This is a genomic window from Streptomyces sp. NPDC006610 (assembly GCF_040611575.1).
GTDB lineage: Bacteria > Actinomycetota > Actinomycetes > Streptomycetales > Streptomycetaceae > Streptomyces.
The window spans coordinates 94,204-110,783 of record NZ_JBEXOP010000027.1 but is presented as its reverse complement, the minus strand read 5'-3'; the positions used below and the strand labels follow the sequence as shown (position 1 = coordinate 110,783).

The window sequence follows — 16,580 nt, the reverse complement described above, 5'->3', positions numbered from 1 at the left end:
TTCGACGGCGGTTCGGAGGGACGAGGGCGTGAGGCGGCCGGAGCGGCCGGGGCCGGGCGGTTCGACGGGGTTCTTCCAGTGTCCTCGGACCCGAGGCGGGTGCAGCGGCCCGACGGGCTGCTCGCCGGAGGGTGGCACTGGAGCACCGAGTCGGCGGGGTCCGCGGACAGATAGCGTCCGAAGCAGCTGTTGGCCGTGGTCCTGCCGCGCTCGGCGCAGAAGGCGAGCGCCGCCCTGCCGTCGCTGAACGGACCCGGCGCGTAGATCACCCAGTGGCCCCGGCGCAGCGAGGCGTAGTCGTCGCTGCGGAGGTACTCGGCCTCGGGGACGGTTTCGCGGATCTTGGCGAGCCGCCGGTCGCGGACGCCGGCGCCGGAGCCGACGGGCTCGGACAGGAGCTGGGCGATCCACCGCCCGGGGGCCGGCGGCGGGGCGGTGCTCGGGGTGACCGACCTGGTGACGGTCACCGTCGGCGTCGGCACCGGCGTGGGAGTGGGCGTCCGGGTCGGGGCGGGTGTGGGCTGCGCCGTGGGGGTGGCCGGGGCGCTCGTGCCCGTCCCGCCGCGGGTGCCGTCCGCGGTGTCCCGGCCCGCGTCGTACTGGGTGAGGGCGAGCGCGGTGGCGGCCACGACCGCGACGGCCAGGGCGATCACGGCGACGACGACGGCGGTGGTACTGCGCTGCCGTGCCGGTGCACCGCCCGGCGGCTGCGGAAGCGTCGGCCGTGGGCTGTCCAGTTGCGTGGGAACCACCGGCGCCGGCGCCGGCGCGACCGGGCCCGTCATCGTCGGCAGGGCCCAGTGCGGAGCCGTCCCCGCCTCCGCCTGCGCCAGCATCGCGTCCAGTCGCACCGCGTCGGGGCGCGCCGCGGGGTCCCGTACGAGCAGGGCCTGGAGCACGGGGGCGAGGGGCCCCGACCGCACCGGGGGCGGCACCGGGTCGTCGAGCACGGCGGCCAGCGTGGCCAGGGTCGACTCCCGGCGCAGTGGACTGACGCCCTCGGTGCACACGTACAGCACCAGCCCCAGTGACCACAGGTCGGACGAGGGACCGCTGTCCCGGCCGCGCGCCCTCTCCGGCGCGACGTACTCGGGGGAGCCGATCAGCTCGTTGGTGGCCGTCAGGGAGACGGATCCCTGGAGCGCCGCGATCCCGAAGTCGGTGAGCACCGCGGTTCCGTCGGGTCGCAGCAGGATGTTGGCCGGTTTGACGTCCCGGTGCAGGATGCCGACGGCGTGCGCGGCGGCCAGCGCGGAGAGCACCTGCCGGCCGATGCGAGCCGCCTCCGCCGGCGGCAGCGGCCCCTGGGCGGCGAGCCGGTCCTGGAGCGAGGAGCCGGGCACGAACTCCATCACGATCCACGGATGCGGCTGGGCGTCCACGATGTGATGGACCGTCACCACGTACGGATGGCTGAGGCGGGCAAGGGCCCGGGCCTCGCGCAGCACGCGCTCGCGCACGGCGTCGCTCGCCGCCGCGTCCGATCTGACCGCCTTGAGGGCGACGTCGCGGTGGAGCACGGTGTCGCGGGCCCGCCACACCGTGCCCATGCCTCCGCTGCCGAGCCGCTCGACCAACTCGAACCGCTCGTCGACCAGCTCCCCCGGCACATTCATGGCGCCAGGTTAGGAGAAGCCGGGGCGCCGTGTCCGCCGTCTCCCCCTCGGCGCAGTCGCTGCGCCGCCGGCCCGACGACGCCCTCCGGGCCGCGGGCGTAGCGGAGCAGCTGGCCTTCCTCGAACCGGGGCACGGCGCCGACGAGTTCGGCGGCCGCCGTCGCCGGGACGGCACGGCGAACCTGCTCCCGGCGCTCAGCTGTAATAGGCGATCTTGTCGTCGAGCACGTCCATGGCCCGGCGCAGTGCCGTCACCCGCTGCTCCAGGGCGGCCCGGCGTTCGTGGAGGAAGGCGACCCGCTCCTGCGGAGAGTGCTCGGCGCGCAGGATCGCGACGAACTCCCGCAAGTCCGCGATGCCGAGGCCGGCTTCGCGGAAACACGTCACCAGGCCGATCCAGAAGACGTCGTCCTCCGTGTACTCCCTTCGCCCTCCGGCGGAGCGCCGGATCGGGCCGATGAGCCCCTCGCGTTCGTAGTAGCGCAGCGTGTCGATGGAGACGCCGGTGCGGTCGGCGGCCGCCGCGGGGGTCAGGATGGTCATGACGATTCCTCCGGTGAGGGCCGCTACCGCGCTTCGGCGAACCGCGTCAGATGCTCGTCGCCAAGTCGCACAGCGCGTGCGTCAAGTGCCTGTTCGACGTGCTCCACCCGGCTGGCGCCGACGATGGGATCGATCCCCTGTCGCATCAGCCATGCCAGGACGACCTGGTTCCTCGTGGCCGAGAGATCGCCGGCGACGTCGTCCAGGGCGTCGAGCACCCGCGTGGTTCCGGGATGATCATAGGTGGACGGCAGCGGCTTGTCCGCGCGCTCGTAGGAGCCCCACAGCAGCGAGCTGTACGACCACACGGCGAGCCCTTCCGAGCGCGCGAGGTCGAGGTCCTCGGCGGTGAGCATGCGGTGGCCGGCCTCGGCGAGGGGAGTGAGCGGGCGCGGCTGGACGAGCGAGTGGCGCAGTTGCAGGGCCGTCCACGGTTCCACGCCCCGCTCCCGCGCGAGTGACCGGGCGCGCTCGACCCGCCAGGCGGCATGGTTCGCCGCCCCGACCCGCAGGGCCGTCCCCTTCGCCACCAGCTCGCCGAAGGCGCCGACCGTCTCCTCCAGCGGCACGGCACGGTCCTCGGCGTGGGCCCACAGCAGATCGACGTGATCGACTCCCAGCCGTTCCAGACTCGCCTCGACACCGGCGTGGATCGCGCGCGCGGAGAGCCCTTCGGCGCTGTCCGGCCAGGAGTGGGCGACCAGCGGATTCTGCCGGACCTTCGTCGCGATCCGCACCGAGTCGCGCGCACCCGGACGGGCGCGAAGCCACGCCCCGATGACGCGCTCGCTGGCGCCGCCCACGCCACTGGGGTCGTTCCAGAAGGAGTAGCAGTTCGCGGTGTCGAGCCAGACACCGCCGCCGGCGACGAAGGAATCAAGGATCGCGAAGGCCTGGTCGGGTTCGACGCGGGTGCCGAAATCCATGGTGCCCAGGACGATTTGGGGTTCGGTGGTTTCCACGCCGCCATCCTCGGACCTGGAGCGCGCTCCAGGTCAAGCCCCGGCCTCGACCGGCTGGGCCCGGATGCGGGATCGGTCCCGCGGCACGGATGACCGTGAGACCGTCCCGCGCTCCCCCTCACTCCCCCCGCATCCCCCGCAGCACCAGGCGCTCGGCGTTCTCGTCGTAGGGGCGGCCGTCGAAGCCGCCGAAGATCTCCACCCGGCCGAACCCCGCCTCGCGCGCCATGTGCCGCAGTTCCACCGCGCTGTACACGAACCACTCCAGCGTGGCCCGCGTCACCCGCTCGCCGCGCACCAGGACCCAGTCGCTGCGCAGCCGTGCCCAGTCGTCCAGGACGGTGTCGGTCTGCACCACGAGGTCGTCGCCGCGGTGCACCACCTTGGGCGGGGTGACCCTGCGGGCCAGCAGTTCCTTGCCTGCCAGGTCCAGGATCAGGGTGCCGCCGGGGGCCAGGCAGTCGTGCATGGTGCGCAGCACGCGGGCGTTGTCGGCGGGGTCCTCGAAGTATCCGAACGAGGTGAACATGTTGAGGACGACGTCGAAGCGGCCCGGCGCCTCGTAGTCGCGGGCGTCGGCCCGCACGTACGTGACCCGGGCGCCGAGGCCGGCCGCCCGTTCGCGTGCCCGGTCCAGCATGGCCTCACTCAGGTCCACCCCCGTCACGTCGTACCCGCGGCGGGCGAGCGGCACGGTGAACACGCCGGGTCCGCAGCACAGGTCCAGCACCCGCGAGCCGGGCGGGAAGGACAGCAGGGGCGAGCCGTCCAGGAGTTCTTCGGCCTGGTCGTGGCGCTGCTCGGAGAAGAGGAAGTCGTGGAACTCGGTCCAGAAGTCATCGTCCTGGAATCCGCCCGTCCGTGTCATGCGGTCTCAGTGCTCCTTCGTCGTCGAGGGGAGGTGGTTTCGTCGCGCGACCGCGCAGTACCGGCAGCAGCAGGGGGAGCAGCAGGCACTGCGCGGCGGCCAGCAGCCAGAACCGGCCGGTGTTCCCGGCCCCTTCGGCAAGGCCGTAGAACTGTCCGCCCACGAGCCCGCTCAGGCCGGCGCCGAGTCCCGCGGCCAGCCGCTGCCGGCCGAAGACGACGGCGTCGGAACGCGCGCTGCGGCGCAGCGCTTCCAGGTCGTTCTTGAGGAACAGCACGATGTCGCCGAGAGTGATCAGCGCTCCGCCGGCCAGCAGGGCCGGCCGGTTGCCGACCGCGAGCACGGCCAGGCCGGCCGCGAGGCCGGTGAAGCCGACGGCGAGGGCGGTGGCGTAGGGCATGCGCCGGATCAGGCCGGACGCGAGCGGCTGCACGACGATCACCAGGGTGAAGCAGAGCAGCAGGACCAGGCTGTAGAAGGCGCTGGAGGCCCGCTCGACGGCGTACACCGCCAGGTAGTGCTGGAAGTGGAAGTACAGGTAGAAGGCGAGGGCGTTGGCGGCGAAGGGCAGCACCGCCACCCCGGCGAACAGGCCCCCGCCCCGACCGTCCGTCCCCGGCCGCCCCGGCGGCGTGGACCGCCCGTCCGCGGCGGCCGGCCGCGACGCCTGCTGCGGGTCCGGCTCGTGCGCGGCCCCGGCGTCGGGGAGCCGGGCGTGGCCCGCGGTGACCATGACGAACAGCGCGGTGACGGCGACGAACAGCCCGCCCGGTGCGGACAGCACGAACGGCCCGGCGATCAGCGGGCCCACCGCCATGCCGGCGTTGAGGGCCGCGTTGCCCGCCGACAGGAAGGCCGGACGGCGTTCGTCGTCGACTCCGTGGATCAGATACGCCTTGTTGGCGGGCAGGTACAACGCGGCGCCGCAGCAGGTGAGGATCAGCGCGCCGACGGCCAGGGGCGGCCAGCGCAGCGCCAGGAGCAGTCCGACGAACCCGGCCGTGCGGACGACCAGCGCCCACAGCATGGTGCGGCGCAGTCCGATCCGGTCCGCGAGGGCGCCGCCCACGATCCCGCCGGAGAACTGCACGAAGGACGCCGCGGCCAGCACGACACCGACCGTGCCCAGCCCCATGCCGAGCCGTTCGTGCAGGAACACCGACATGAACGGCAGGACCATGAAGCTGCCGAGCGGGATCAGGAACGAGCTGAGCAGCAGGAAGCGCAGCGGTCCGTCGACCGTGGCCAGCGCCGCCCGCAGCCTCGCGCCCACCGCGGCGCGTTCACCCACCGGGCGCCTCGGGGGCCGGGAACGGCTCGGTGAGCACGCGAACGGCGTTGGCGGCGGCCACTGCCCGGTGCGTGGCGAGTTCGGCCGTCTCGGCCTCGGCGTAGACGATGCCGGCGTAACCGCGGCTGTCGTCCAAGTGCTCGACGGGGGCGCCGAGTTGTTTGACCGGGTACCAGGCCGGCGCTCCCGGCATGTCCGCCAGCCGGTCGAGCCCGGCCACCCCGGCGTACAGGCCGGGGGCGGCCGGGTAGCCGAGGACGAAGGCGACGGCGGGGCCGCCGGGCAGGTCCGCGTCCATGAGGCGGGGGCGGCGGCCCAGCGCCGTCTCGATCATCGCCTCGTACACGTTGACGCCGAGCGCCCGGCACAGTCCCTCGCCCACCAGGGCGCCCCCGATCCGGGGGTTGATCTCCACCACCTCGGGGCCGCCGGAGGTGAGGACGAACTCCACGTGCGCGAAGCGGTCCGTGTAGCCGACGGCCGCGAGCACCTGCCCGAGCCACTGCTCCAGTGCGGCCCTGCGGGGTGCGGGGAACGCCACGGGGAAGGCGGTGATCTCCTCCCGGAAGTGCGGCTCGGGCGACATCAGCCGGCTGGAGACGCCGAGCAGTCGGGTGTCGCCCGCCCAGGTGAGGGTCTCGGCGCTGTACACCGGGCCGCTGAAGTAGGGCTCGGCGAACAGCCGTCCCTTCAGGTCCCGGCCGGCCGCTTCCGCCAGCGCCGCGTCCAGTTCGGTCTCGTCGCGGACCAGCCAGACGTTCTGGCTGCCGGTGCCCGCGGTGTCCTTCAGGATCGCGGGCAGGCCGGTCTCCTTGAGCAGCAGCTCCCGCATTCCGGCCCCACCGGGCGTGGGCTCGGCGGCCCGGCCGCGCGTGAGCCCGGCCCCGTGCAGCAGATTGCGTACGGCCGCCTTGTCGCGGGTCAGCCGCAGCACGGCCGGGTCGAGGCCGGGCAGCCCGAAGCGGGCGGTGAGGTCGGCGCCGACCAGCGTCCAGGTGTCCGTCGAGCTGATCAGTCCGCGCAGGTCCGGCGTGCGGTGCAGGGCCTGTGCGACCTGCTCGGTGTCGAAGGTGTCCGTCACGACGACGTCGAGGGCGTCCGGGGCCAGCCGCTCCAGTTCGTAGGCGTAGTAGCCGGGGTCGCGGGTCAGCAGTATCAGGCGTTCACCGAGCGCGTCGGCGGCGCGGACCAGGTGACCGAGTCCGAAGGTCAGGGACTCCAGGCAGACGACGCTCATGCCGCTCGTTCCTTCCGGTGCGCCGGGCAGGTGGTGCTCATGCCGCCTGCTCCTTCCAGTGCGCCGGGCAGGCGGCGCGTCGCCAGGCCATCGTCGACCAGGGCATGGTCATCTCCTCGGGTGCGGCGATCTCGACGGGCTTGAGCGCCGCCGGGTCGAGGGCCTCCCCGTGCCGGGCGAAGACGCGCTCGACGTAGCGGTGGCCGGTGTCGGCGCCGATCACCAGGTGCAGCCGGTCGGGGTGGCGGCGGGCCTCGTGCGTCGCGGCCAGGTAGGCGGCGCCGGTGGACAGGCCGGCGAAGACGGCGTGGTGGCGCAGCAGGGCGACCGTGCCGGCCATGGCGTGGGTGAAGTCCAGCCAGTGCACGGCGTCGTAGAGGTGGTGGCGGACGTTGTCGAAGACGATCGACGACCCGATGCCGGCGATGATCGCCTCGGGGTCGTGGTGGTCCTGGCTGCCGAAGGTGACGCTGCCGAAGGGCTGCACGCCCACCAGCCGCACCGAGGGGTCGGTGGCCCTCATGCGCTGCGCGAGGCCCCCGGTGGAGGCTCCCGAGCCCAGGCCGCCCACCACGGTCAGCGGCCGGCCGGGGAACGCGGCGGTGACGCGGTCGGCGACCTCGTGGTAGCCGAGATAGTGCACGTCGTCGTGGTACTGCCGCATCCAGTGGCAGTCGGGGTGCCGGCCGAGGATCTCCTTCACCCGCCGCACCCGCAACTGCTGGTCGAGTTTGAGGCTCTGCGACGGTGCGACCTGTTCGACGGTGGCGCCGAGGATCTCCAGCTGGGCGCGTGTGGTGGTGTCGACGGTGGTGGACGCCACGATGTGACACCGCATGCCGTAGCGGTGGCAGGCGAGCGCCAGCGCGTAGGCGTAGATGCCGCTGGAACTGTCGACCAGGGTCTGCCCCGGGCGGATCGTGCCCCGCTCCAGCAGGTGCCGCACGGCGGCGAGCGCCGAATATATCTTCATCGACTCGAACCGGAGCAGCACCAGGCCGTCGGTGAGCCGGACCAGGTCGGGAACCTTCAGGGCGTCGGCGATGTGGGGGTGGATCACCCGTAGCCTCCTTGGGCGAATGAGCACTGGTGGCCGAGCGAGTGGAAGAACGCGGACAGTTCGGACTTGACCTCGGCGCCGGGCCGGCGCCGGAAGAGGTAGCCGATCAGGGAGCCGGTGTGGGCGACGAAGATCCCGTCGGCGCCGAAGCGCTCGCGGTGCGCCAGCACGTCGTCGAACGTCGACTTGGGAAGGACGCGCTGGGACAGTGCGGCGCTGGTGGTCGCCGCCCGGGCGACGACGGCCGGGTCGGCGGAGGCGAAGCCTTTCAGCAGGTCCGCCAGGCAGTGCTCGTACTCCTCGCCGTGGCGCCGGTAGTGGGCGAGCAGCAGGCCGGTGACGGCCGCGGTGTCCACCGTGCCGGGCTCGACGATGTAGGCGGTGTGGAAGCCGATGCCGGTGCCCAGCCGCCGGACCACGCGGTGCCGGCCGCTGAGGTGAAGCGCCCATTCGTCCAGGAACACGCTGTCGGCCCGCTCGATCGCCGCCAGCACGCCGAGCACCACCTCCGGGTCGTACGGCAGGTCGAAGAGGCGGAACAGGCAGCGCAGCGTCGCCACGATGTCGGCGGTGGAACTGGCCATGCCCACCCCCACCCGCAGATCGGAGTGGGCGGTCCAGCGGCCCGGCGGCAGGGTCAGCCCGAAGTGCTCGAGGAACAGCCGGGCCGCCGTCGCCGACTTCTCCCCGGTCGGCGGCGGCGTCGGCGCGTGCGGGCCCCGCGTGAAATGCACCCACGTGTGGCGGTCCACGGGGAAGGACACCAGCGCGATGTCCGGGTCCGGCCCCGCCCGCAGGGGGCCCTGGTACAGCTCGCCCAGCGTGCCGTGGCAGACCCCGGACACGCTGGGGGCCGCCCGGTGCGGTGGCGGGGAGCCTTCGGCGAGGGTCAGCATGGGGAGCCCCGTTCGTGCCGGTGGACAGGGGTGGCGGGTGCGGGTGCAGTGACTGCGGCTGCGGCTGCGGCAGGGGCAGGGGCAGGGGCAGGGGCGCATGGGGAGGCCACCGTCACCGCCCGATCGATCGCAGGTAACGGCCGAGGTTCTCGGCGCCCGTGACGTTGCGCGGGCCGCTGACGGCGTCGCCGTAGGACATGACCAGGAAGCGGTCGTTCTTCACGGCCGGTACGGCTCTGAGGCTCGGCAGCGACTTGAGGTGGGCGATCTTGTCCTTGGCGGGCTGGTCGGCGTAGTCGATGATGACGATGACCTCGGGCTTGGCCCGGATCACCGGCTCCCAGCCGACCGTCGTCCAGCCCTTGTCGAGGTCGCCGAAGATGTTGGTTCCGCCGGCGGCCTTGATGATGTCGTTCGGCGCGGCGTGACGGCCCGCGGTGTAGGGCTGGTCGGTGCCCGAGTCGTAGACGAACACCCTGGCGGGGTCGCCCTCGGCGGGCCAGGTCTTCTTCAGCGCGGCGATGCGGTCCTTGAGGTCGGCGACGAGTTCGGCGGCCCGCTTCTCGACGCCGAATATCCGCCCCAGGTTGTCCAGGTCGGTGTAGAGGGCCTCCAGCGGTGCCACGTCGACGCCGCGGTCGCCGTAGCTCCAGCAGGTCTCGGTGTGGAGGTAACTGGCGATGCCGACGTCCTCGAGGAGGGCCGGGGTGATGCCGCGTTCCTCGCTGAAGCCGGAGTTCCAGCCGGCCAGCACCCAGTCGGCCCTGGCGTCGACGACGATCTCCCGGGTGATGCGCTCGGTGCCGAGCCGCTCGACCGAGGCGTAGTCCTCACGCCAGGGGGAGCCCTTGATGGCGGGGTCGCCGAGCTTGTTCATGACGTAGCCGCGCATCCGGTCGGCCAGCCCGAGGGCGAACATCTTCTCCGCGCCGCTGACGTCGTAGGCCACCGCCCGCTCGGGGACGGTGTACGTGACGTCCTGCCCGCAGTTGGAGACGGTGACCGTGCCGGACGGGCCGCCCGCAACGGGTTCGACCTCGGCGCCGCAGCCGGTGGTCAGCAGCAGCGCGGCGGTCAGCAGCCCGGCGGCGAGGACGCGGGGGGAACGGGGGCGGGTCCGGGAGGATCCGGGTGCGCTCGCGGGCGAGCGGGGTGTGGTCTGGGGAGAGCGGGATCCGGTCACGAGTGGGGTCCTTCGGCGAGTGCGGGAGCGTCGGCGGATGCGGGAGCGTCGGACGGGGACGGAGCGAAGTCGTAGAGCAGCTGGGGAACGCCGGTGCGCGGATGGGGCACGACCGTGGCGTCGACGCCGAACACCTTGCGGACCAGCTCGGGGGTGAGGATCTCGGCCGGCGCACCGCAGGCGACCAGGCGGCCGGAGCTGAGGACGGCGACCCGGCCGCAGACCTGGGCGGCCAGGTTCAGGTCGTGCAGGGCGGTCAGCACGGTCAGCCCCGACCCGTGCAGGAAGGACAGCAGCTCCACCTGGTGCCGTACGTCGAGGTGGTTGGTGGGCTCGTCCAGGACCAGGACGCGGGGCTCCTGGACCAGCGCGCGTGCGACGAGGACGCGCTGGCGCTCGCCGCCGGAGAGGGTGAGCACGCTGCGGTCCGCGAGGTGGGCGACGTCCAGCCGGTCCATCGCCCGCCGGCACAGCTCGCGCTCCCGAGCCGTCAGGGGGTGGTTGCCGCGGGCGTGCGGCGCCCGGCCCAGGGCCACCACCTCCTCGACGGTGAAGTCGAGTTCGGTGTGACTCTCCTGGGTCAGGGCGGCGATCGACCGGGCGCTGTCGCGCAGTTTCAGGGAGGTCAGATCGGCGCCGTCGAGCAGGACGGCGCCCGAGGTGGGCCGCAGCGCCCGGTAGACGCATCGCAGCGCGGTCGACTTGCCGCTGCCGTTGGGGCCGACGAGCCCGACCACCCGCCCGGCGGGCACGTCGAGGTGCAGCCGGTCGACCAGGGCGCGCCCGGCTGCCACGACCGACAGGCCGCGCAGGGAGACAACCGTGGAGTCCGTCCCGACCATTCACCGACCTCCGAAGAGATAACCGCGGCGCCGCATCAGCACCACGAAGACGGGGACGCCGATCAGCGCCGTGATGACCCCGAGCGGCAGTTCCTCGGGTGCGAAGGCGGTACGGGCCACCAGATCGACCCACACCATGAAGCAGGCCCCGGCCAGCGGGGCGACCGCGAGCACCCGCCGGTGCGTGGAGCCCACCCAGATCCGCACGACGTGCGGCAGGACCAGTCCGACGAAGCCGATCGCGCCGCTGACCGCCACGATCAGCCCGGTGACGGCCGCCGTGAGCACGAACAGCCCGCGCCGCAGCGCGTCCGCGTCCACACCCAGGCTCGCCGCGGTCTCGTCCCCCAGGGACAGCACGTCCAGGGACCGGCTCTGCCGCAGCAGCACCACCACCGCGGCCAGGACCGCGCCCGCCACCAGCGGCAACGACTCCCAGGACGCGGACCCCAGACTGCCCAGCAGCCAGAACAGCATGGTCCGGGCGGCCTGCCCGTTCGGCGCGAGGAAGACCAGGACGCTCATCAGCGCCTGGAAGCCGTACGCCAGCGCCACCCCGGTCAGCACCAGCCTCAGCGGCGTCAGCCCCAGGGGTCCGCGCGCGGCCAGATACACCAGCACCGTCGCGCCGAGGGCGCCCAGGAACGCGGCGGCCGACAGGGCGAAGACCCCCAGGCCCGCGAAGATCCCGAACACCACGACCGCGGTCGCCCCGACCGAGGCGCCGGAGGAGATTCCCAGCACGAACGGGTCCGCGAGGGCGTTGCGCACCAGCGCCTGGATGGCGACGCCCACGACGGAGAGCCCCGCCCCCACGACCGCCGCCAGCAGCACCCGTGGGGTGCGCACGTGCCAGACGATGGAGTACCCGGTCACCTCGTCCGCCCCGATGGCGCCCCCGGTGAGCGCCGCGTACAGAAAACGCACGACGTCGCCCGGCGGGACGACCGTCGGCCCCAGCGCGATGCCGGCCAGGACGGAGACGACCAGCGTCACGGACAACGCCACCAGCGTGACCGGCAGCCGACCGCGACCGGCGGCACGCGTCCGCGGCTCCCGGCCGGGCGGGGACGCGCCCGCCGGCCCGGACGAGGACGCGCCCGCCGGCCCGGACGAGAACACGCCCGCCGCTCCGGGCGAGGAGACGACGACGGCGGGACCTGTCGGCGGCGGTGTCGGTGCGGCCTCGGCCATGAGGTCTCCTGCTTCGGGGTCGGTCGGTCCACGGTGCTTCAGGGCGGTTGGTCCACGGGATGCCCGAGCGCCGCCTGCTGCCCAGTAGTCGGCCACGACGGCCCGATAGTTCCCGCGGGTGCGGGGAAGTTCCGGGCCGACGGCGGAACTCCCGCACGATGAGGGGACGTTGGGAAGGCTGCGCGGTTTCTGTCGCCGCACGAGCCCTGTGACGGAGGGGGTTCCGGTGCGAGGATGAGGCCGCCATGACGGTTGGACGGAGTTCCCGCGCGCTGAGGGCCGCCGTGTTCGCGGTCATCAGCGTGCTGTTCGCTGTCCAGGGGCACGTGATGATGTCCCATGCCGCGGTGCCCCGTTGGGCCTTGATCGGCGGTGCGGTGGTGACGGGCGGGGCGGCCTGGCGCCTGGCCGGCCGCGAACGCGGACCCGTCGTGGTGGGCTCACTCGCGGTCGCCGGACAGGCGGTCCTCCACGCGTTGTTCTCACTCGCCCAGGCGGGCGTGGCCGTGTTACCGGGGGAATCGGCCGGGGTCACCGCTGCTCACGCCGCGGGCCATGGCAGGGCGGGCGCGTCCGCCGCGCACTCCATGACGCCCACGGGCTCCACGTGGTCCATCGTCGCGAGCACCGGCGTGGACGGCGGTACGTCCCCGGACGCACCGGCGCCCGCGGGCCACGCCATGGACGGCATGTCCCCGACCGGCATGGTCGCGGTCCACCTGGTGAGCGCCCTGCTCTGCGCCCTGTGGCTCGCCCACGGCGAACGCGCCGCCTTCCGCATCCTGCGCGTCCTGACCGGCTGGCTCGTCGCACCCCTGGGCCTGCTGCTCCGACTGCCCGCTCCGCCGTACCGCCCCCGCGTCCGCGCCCGCCGGCGGGGTGCGCAACGCGCCCTGCGCAGGCTGCTCCTCGTCCACGCCGTCACCTCTCGGGGCCCGCCCGCCGGGCCCGCTGTCGCCTGACGACAGCCGGTTCCCCGAGGCCCGTCACGAAGCGCCGCCAACGGCCCTTCCCGCCTCGGGCATCGGCCGCGCCCTCCCGTGCGCGCGCCGTACGCCATGTCACTCGACACGTCACTCGACATGTCGCTCGACACTCACCGGAACCGCCGGTTCGCGCCGCGCCCGCGCGGTTCCAGGACCCCGAGAAGGACATCAGGTGCCCACTTCCACCCCGCGCGTTTCGCCGCGCCCGACCGACGAGTCGATCACGTTATGGGCGCTCGCCGCCCGCGGCGGCGACACCGAGGCCGCCGAGAAGCTCGTCCGCGCCCTGCACAGGGACGTCAGCCGTTACATCACCTACCTCGGCGCCGACCCGCAGTCCGCCGACGACCTGACCCAGGAGACCTTCCTGCGCGCCCTCGGCAGCCTCCACCGCTTCCAGGGCCGCTCCTCGGCGCGCAGCTGGCTGCTGTCCATCGCACGCCGTACGGTGATCGACAACTTCCGGCACGCCGCCGCCCGGCCCCGCCTGTCACCCACCGAGGACTGGCAGTCGGCGGTCGAACGCGCCCAGCCGCGCGGCCTCCCGGGATTCGACGACGGCATCGCCCTCGCCGAGCTGCTGGCCGCACTCCCCGTCGGACGCCGCGAGGCGTTCGTCCTGACCCAGCTGCTGGGACTGTCCTACGCGGAGGCGGCCCTGGTCAGCGGCTGCCCGGTCGGCACCGTACGCTCCCGCGTGGCCCGCGCGCGGACCTCCCTGCTGGAGTCCCTGCACGAGGCCGAGGGACACCGGATGACGGCAGCGGCGGCTGCTTGACCGGTTGCCCGTCCGCGCGCCGCCCGGCGTCCTCACCGGGCGGCAGTCGGCATGGGCAGCCGAGTCCCGATCGGTCCCGGCCCGCGGACACCGACGACCGGCCCGCTCCCGGCCGGCCCGGTCCGCGAATCCCTCGCGGGCCGGGCCGGCGGCACCGGGCTTCCCTACCGCCCCGGCGCCGGCTGTTCCCCCGACCCGCGGGCTATCAGGCGGGTGGGGACGGTGATGCTGCGGGCACGGGAGCGGTCGCCGTCCAGGCGGGCCAGTGCGGTGGTCGCCGCAGCCCGGCCGATCTCCCCGGGGTTCTGGGCGACGACCGTCAGCGCCGGCTCCAGCGCCTCGGCGAGCTCCACGTCGTCGAAGACGACGACGGCGACGTCCTTCCGCCCGCGGCGGGCGAGTTCGGTGACGATGCCCAGGCCGACGATGTTGTTGCCGGCGAACAGCGCGGTCGGCGGATCCGCCAGGTTCAGCAGCCGGGAGGTCACGGCGGACGCCTCGCCGAGGCCGTGGGCGTCGACGACGAGGGACCGGTCGTACGCGATGCCGGCGTCCTGGAGGGCCGTGCGGTACCCGGCCAGACGCTCGCGGCGGGTGTACAGCTTGGCGGGGAGGTCGCCGACGAAGCCGATGCGCCGGTGTCCGTGGGCGATCAGGTGGGCGACGCCGTCCTGAGCGCCGGTGCGGTTGGAGCTGACGACGCTGTCCGTGGTCAGGCCCGCGCCCGGCCGGTCGAGGAAGACGACGGGCAGACCCCCGGCGCGGTGGGTCTTCAGAGCGGAGTGGTCGGCGCCCACGGACGGCACCACCATCAGGACGCTGACGCGGCGGGCCAGGAACTTGTCCGTCAGGGCGCGTTCGCGGTCGGGGTCGTCCGCGGACGAGCCCATCAGCAGGGTCAGGCCGCGGTCGCGGACGGTGTCCTCGATGCTCTGGGCCACGGCTCCGAAGAAGGGGTTGCCCAGGTCGGGGACGACCAGCCCGATGGTGGTGTCGGGCCCGCCGACCCGGATGTTGCGGGCCATCAGGTTCGGCTGGAAGCCGAGCTTGGCCACTGCGGCCAGCACCTGTTCCCTGGTGCGGGCCGAGGCGGGCCCGTCCTCGTTGAGGACACGGGAGACGGTCTTGGCGCTGACGCCCACTTCTCGGGCGACGTCGGCCAGGGTGGGGCGGCGGTTCGCTGCCATGGACGGTCTCCTGTGCCGGGCGGATCCGGCCGCGGCCCCGGCCGGAATCCGTCGAGTGTCGAGTTGTCGGGTGATGCGGTCAGGTGGCGCGGACGCCTGCGGCCTTGGCCGCCTCGGAATCCGCCACGACAGTATCCCCGCCCGCGTCGACGGTGAGCGCCCCGGTCATGATGGCGACGACTTCGGCCATGGAGTAGTCGGAGGGCTTGATCACGGCGGCGCGCCGGCCGAGCCGGTGGACGTGGATCCGGTCGGCGATCTCGAAGACGTGCGGCATGTTGTGGCTGATCAGGACGACCGGCATGCCCTTGTCGCGGACGCGGCGGATGAGTTCGAGGACCTGGCCGGACTCCTTGACGCCGAGGGCGGCGGTGGGTTCGTCCATGACGACGACGCTGCGGGCCCAGGCGACCGAGCGGGCGACGGCCACGGCCTGCCGCTGGCCGCCGGAGAGGGTCTCGACGGCCTGGGTGAGCGAGCGCAGGCCGATCTTGAGGTCGGCCATGTGCTCGGCGGCCTCCCGGCGCATGCGCTTCTTGTCGAGCATGCGCAGGACGCTGCCCAGGACGCCGGGGCGGCGCAGTTCGCGGCCGAGGAACATGTTGGAGGCGATGTCCATGGAGGCGGCGACGGCGAGGTCCTGGTAGACCGTCTCGATGCCGTGGGCGCGGGCGCTCTGCGGTCCGGAGAAGTGGACGGGTTCGCCGTTGAGGAGGATCTCGCCCGCGTCCGGGACGAGTGCTCCGGTGAGCGCCTTGATCAGGCTGGTCTTGCCGGCGCCGTTGTCGCCGATGACGGCGAGCACCTCGCCGGGCAGCAGGTCGAAGTCGGCGCCGTCGATCGCGGTGACCTGGCCGTACCGCTTGACCAGGCCGCGGGCCTGCAGGACGGGGGTGGGGGCGGGGGTGGTCATCGGGCCTTCCTCCGGGAGATCTGGTCGACGGTCACCGCGAGGATGACCAGGATTCCGGTGATCAGGGTCTGGTAGATGGAGGCGACGCCCATCAGCTGCAGGCCGTTGCGGAAGACGCCGACGATGAGGACGCCGATGAAGGTGCCCAGGACCGATCCGCGTCCGCCGAAGAGGCTGGTGCCGCCGAGGACCACGGCGGTGATGCTGTCGAGGTTGTCGGTCTGGCCCGCCTGCGGGTCGCCCACTCCGGTGCGGGAGATGAGCAGGAGGGCGGCGACGCCGTAGAGGAGGCCGGCGACGGTGTAGACGCCGATGGTCAGGCGGGAGGTGCGGATGCCGTTCAGGCGTGCCGCTTCCGGGCTGTTGCCCAGGGCGTAGACGTGCCGGCCCCAGCCGGTGCTGCTCAGGGCGTAGGCGAACAGGAGGAAGAGGGCGATGGTGACCAGGGAGCCGTAGGTGATGTCGGTGTTGCCGAGCGGGAAGGTCTGCCCCAGGGCCGTCAGCGGGCCGGGCAGGTCGGTGACGGTCTGTTCCTCGGAGTAGATGTGGGTCAGGGCGAACGCCACGTTGAGCATGCCGAGGGTGACGATGAACGGCGGCAGCGGGATCTTCTGCACCAGGAGCCCGTTGAGCAGGCCGAAGCCGCCGCAGACGACCAGGCCCAGGGCGATGGCCGCGAGCGGCGGCAGGGAGCCCTCGGCGGCCATTCTGGCGATCACGATGCTGCCGAAGGCCATCACGGCGCCGCACGACAGGTCGATGCCCGCCGTGAGGATGATCAGGGTCTGTCCGATGGCGAGCGTGCCGACGACCATGACCTGCTGCACGATCAGGGAGAAGTTCCCGCCCGTGAGGAACCGGTCGGTGGAGAGGGAGAAGAACGCGCAGGCCAGAAGGAGAGCGGCCAGCGGTCCGGTGGTCGGTGCCGTGAGCAGTCTGCGGGCCGTGGACGGAGCTTTCAGCCCGGCGTACGGCGAGGGCGTGGACGTGGCGGTCATGCGAAGTCCTTGTCGGAAGACAGAAG

Annotated in this window: 16 protein-coding genes; 2 read left to right on the top strand and 14 right to left on the bottom strand. The window is 73.2% G+C overall.

What is annotated here, in order from left to right:
• From ABZY13_RS22080 to ABZY13_RS22030, 11 genes are all read right to left on the bottom strand, one after another.
• On the bottom strand, nt 1-1,616 hold a 1,616-nt coding region (locus ABZY13_RS22080), incomplete at its 3' end, for a serine/threonine-protein kinase (protein WP_356633293.1).
• Nucleotides 1,617-1,811: 195 nt separating this feature from the next.
• Entirely contained in the window at nt 1,812-2,159 is a 348-nt protein-coding gene (locus ABZY13_RS22075) for a MerR family transcriptional regulator (RefSeq protein ID WP_356633291.1), read from the bottom strand.
• 23 nt (nt 2,160-2,182) lie between these two features.
• Entirely contained in the window at nt 2,183-3,121 is a 939-nt protein-coding gene (locus ABZY13_RS22070; protein WP_356633289.1) for an aldo/keto reductase, read from the bottom strand.
• 118 nt (nt 3,122-3,239) lie between these two features.
• Complete coding sequence (locus ABZY13_RS22065) at nt 3,240-3,989, bottom strand: class I SAM-dependent methyltransferase (protein ID WP_356633287.1); 750 nt, start codon at nt 3,987-3,989, stop codon at nt 3,240-3,242.
• Nucleotides 3,958-5,280, bottom strand: a complete 1,323-nt coding sequence (locus tag ABZY13_RS22060) for an MFS transporter (RefSeq protein ID WP_356633285.1) — start codon at nt 5,278-5,280, stop codon at nt 3,958-3,960. The genes ABZY13_RS22065 and ABZY13_RS22060 overlap by 32 nt, the downstream gene beginning before the upstream one ends.
• A complete protein-coding gene (locus ABZY13_RS22055) occupies nt 5,273-6,517 on the bottom strand; it encodes an ATP-grasp domain-containing protein (protein ID WP_356633283.1) in 1,245 nt (414 codons plus the stop codon). Before ABZY13_RS22055 ends, ABZY13_RS22060 begins: the two co-directional genes overlap by 8 nt.
• A gap of 37 nt (nt 6,518-6,554) precedes the next feature.
• The gene (locus ABZY13_RS22050; protein WP_356633281.1) at nt 6,555-7,577 is read right to left on the bottom strand and encodes a cysteine synthase family protein; all 1,023 of its coding nucleotides are present in this window, start codon (nt 7,575-7,577) and stop codon (nt 6,555-6,557) included.
• Nucleotides 7,574-8,473 carry a hypothetical protein gene (locus tag ABZY13_RS22045; protein WP_356633279.1) on the bottom strand — a complete coding sequence of 300 codons (900 nt, stop codon included), beginning with the start codon at nt 8,471-8,473 and terminating at the stop codon, nt 7,574-7,576. The genes ABZY13_RS22050 and ABZY13_RS22045 overlap by 4 nt, the downstream gene beginning before the upstream one ends.
• A gap of 112 nt (nt 8,474-8,585) precedes the next feature.
• Nucleotides 8,586-9,656, bottom strand: a complete 1,071-nt coding sequence (locus ABZY13_RS22040; RefSeq protein WP_356633277.1) for an ABC transporter substrate-binding protein — start codon at nt 9,654-9,656, stop codon at nt 8,586-8,588.
• A complete protein-coding gene (locus ABZY13_RS22035; RefSeq protein WP_356633275.1) occupies nt 9,653-10,498 on the bottom strand; it encodes an ABC transporter ATP-binding protein in 846 nt (281 codons plus the stop codon). The genes ABZY13_RS22040 and ABZY13_RS22035 overlap by 4 nt, the downstream gene beginning before the upstream one ends.
• Nucleotides 10,499-11,692 carry an iron ABC transporter permease gene (locus ABZY13_RS22030; RefSeq protein WP_356633273.1) on the bottom strand — a complete coding sequence of 398 codons (1,194 nt, stop codon included), beginning with the start codon at nt 11,690-11,692 and terminating at the stop codon, nt 10,499-10,501.
• 245 nt (nt 11,693-11,937) lie between these two features.
• On the opposite strand from ABZY13_RS22030, the gene ABZY13_RS22025 reads away from it, so the two are divergent.
• The gene (locus ABZY13_RS22025; protein WP_356633271.1) at nt 11,938-12,654 is read left to right on the top strand and encodes a hypothetical protein; all 717 of its coding nucleotides are present in this window, start codon (nt 11,938-11,940) and stop codon (nt 12,652-12,654) included.
• A gap of 196 nt (nt 12,655-12,850) precedes the next feature.
• The gene (locus ABZY13_RS22020) at nt 12,851-13,456 is read left to right on the top strand and encodes a sigma-70 family RNA polymerase sigma factor (protein ID WP_356633269.1); all 606 of its coding nucleotides are present in this window, start codon (nt 12,851-12,853) and stop codon (nt 13,454-13,456) included.
• 164 nt (nt 13,457-13,620) lie between these two features.
• Here the strand turns inward: ABZY13_RS22020 and ABZY13_RS22015 are convergent, their stop codons facing one another.
• The 3 genes from ABZY13_RS22015 to ABZY13_RS22005 form a co-directional block, all read right to left on the bottom strand.
• Complete coding sequence (locus ABZY13_RS22015; RefSeq protein WP_356633267.1) at nt 13,621-14,643, bottom strand: LacI family DNA-binding transcriptional regulator; 1,023 nt, start codon at nt 14,641-14,643, stop codon at nt 13,621-13,623.
• 79 nt (nt 14,644-14,722) lie between these two features.
• The gene (locus ABZY13_RS22010; RefSeq protein ID WP_356633265.1) at nt 14,723-15,556 is read right to left on the bottom strand and encodes an ATP-binding cassette domain-containing protein; all 834 of its coding nucleotides are present in this window, start codon (nt 15,554-15,556) and stop codon (nt 14,723-14,725) included.
• A complete protein-coding gene (locus ABZY13_RS22005) occupies nt 15,553-16,554 on the bottom strand; it encodes an ABC transporter permease (protein ID WP_356633263.1) in 1,002 nt (333 codons plus the stop codon). The genes ABZY13_RS22010 and ABZY13_RS22005 overlap by 4 nt, the downstream gene beginning before the upstream one ends.
• Between the last annotated feature and the right edge of the window lie 26 nt (nt 16,555-16,580).

What these genes read in the sequence shown, in the direction of transcription:
- ABZY13_RS22045 (WP_356633279.1), bottom strand. Translation starts at nt 8,473, where the DNA reads ATGCTGACCCTCGCCGAAGGCTCCCCGCCACCGCACCGGGCGGCCCCC.
- ABZY13_RS22055 (WP_356633283.1), bottom strand. Translation starts at nt 6,517, where the DNA reads ATGAGCGTCGTCTGCCTGGAGTCCCTGACCTTCGGACTCGGTCACCTG.
- ABZY13_RS22075 (WP_356633291.1), bottom strand. Translation starts at nt 2,159, where the DNA reads ATGACCATCCTGACCCCCGCGGCGGCCGCCGACCGCACCGGCGTCTCC.
- ABZY13_RS22035 (WP_356633275.1), bottom strand. Translation starts at nt 10,498, where the DNA reads ATGGTCGGGACGGACTCCACGGTTGTCTCCCTGCGCGGCCTGTCGGTC.
- ABZY13_RS22025 (WP_356633271.1), top strand. Translation starts at nt 11,938, where the DNA reads ATGACGGTTGGACGGAGTTCCCGCGCGCTGAGGGCCGCCGTGTTCGCG.
- ABZY13_RS22015 (WP_356633267.1), bottom strand. Translation starts at nt 14,643, where the DNA reads ATGGCAGCGAACCGCCGCCCCACCCTGGCCGACGTCGCCCGAGAAGTG.
- ABZY13_RS22065 (WP_356633287.1), bottom strand. Translation starts at nt 3,989, where the DNA reads ATGACACGGACGGGCGGATTCCAGGACGATGACTTCTGGACCGAGTTC.
- ABZY13_RS22010 (WP_356633265.1), bottom strand. Translation starts at nt 15,556, where the DNA reads ATGACCACCCCCGCCCCCACCCCCGTCCTGCAGGCCCGCGGCCTGGTC.
- ABZY13_RS22030 (WP_356633273.1), bottom strand. Translation starts at nt 11,692, where the DNA reads ATGGCCGAGGCCGCACCGACACCGCCGCCGACAGGTCCCGCCGTCGTC.
- ABZY13_RS22005 (WP_356633263.1), bottom strand. Translation starts at nt 16,554, where the DNA reads ATGACCGCCACGTCCACGCCCTCGCCGTACGCCGGGCTGAAAGCTCCG.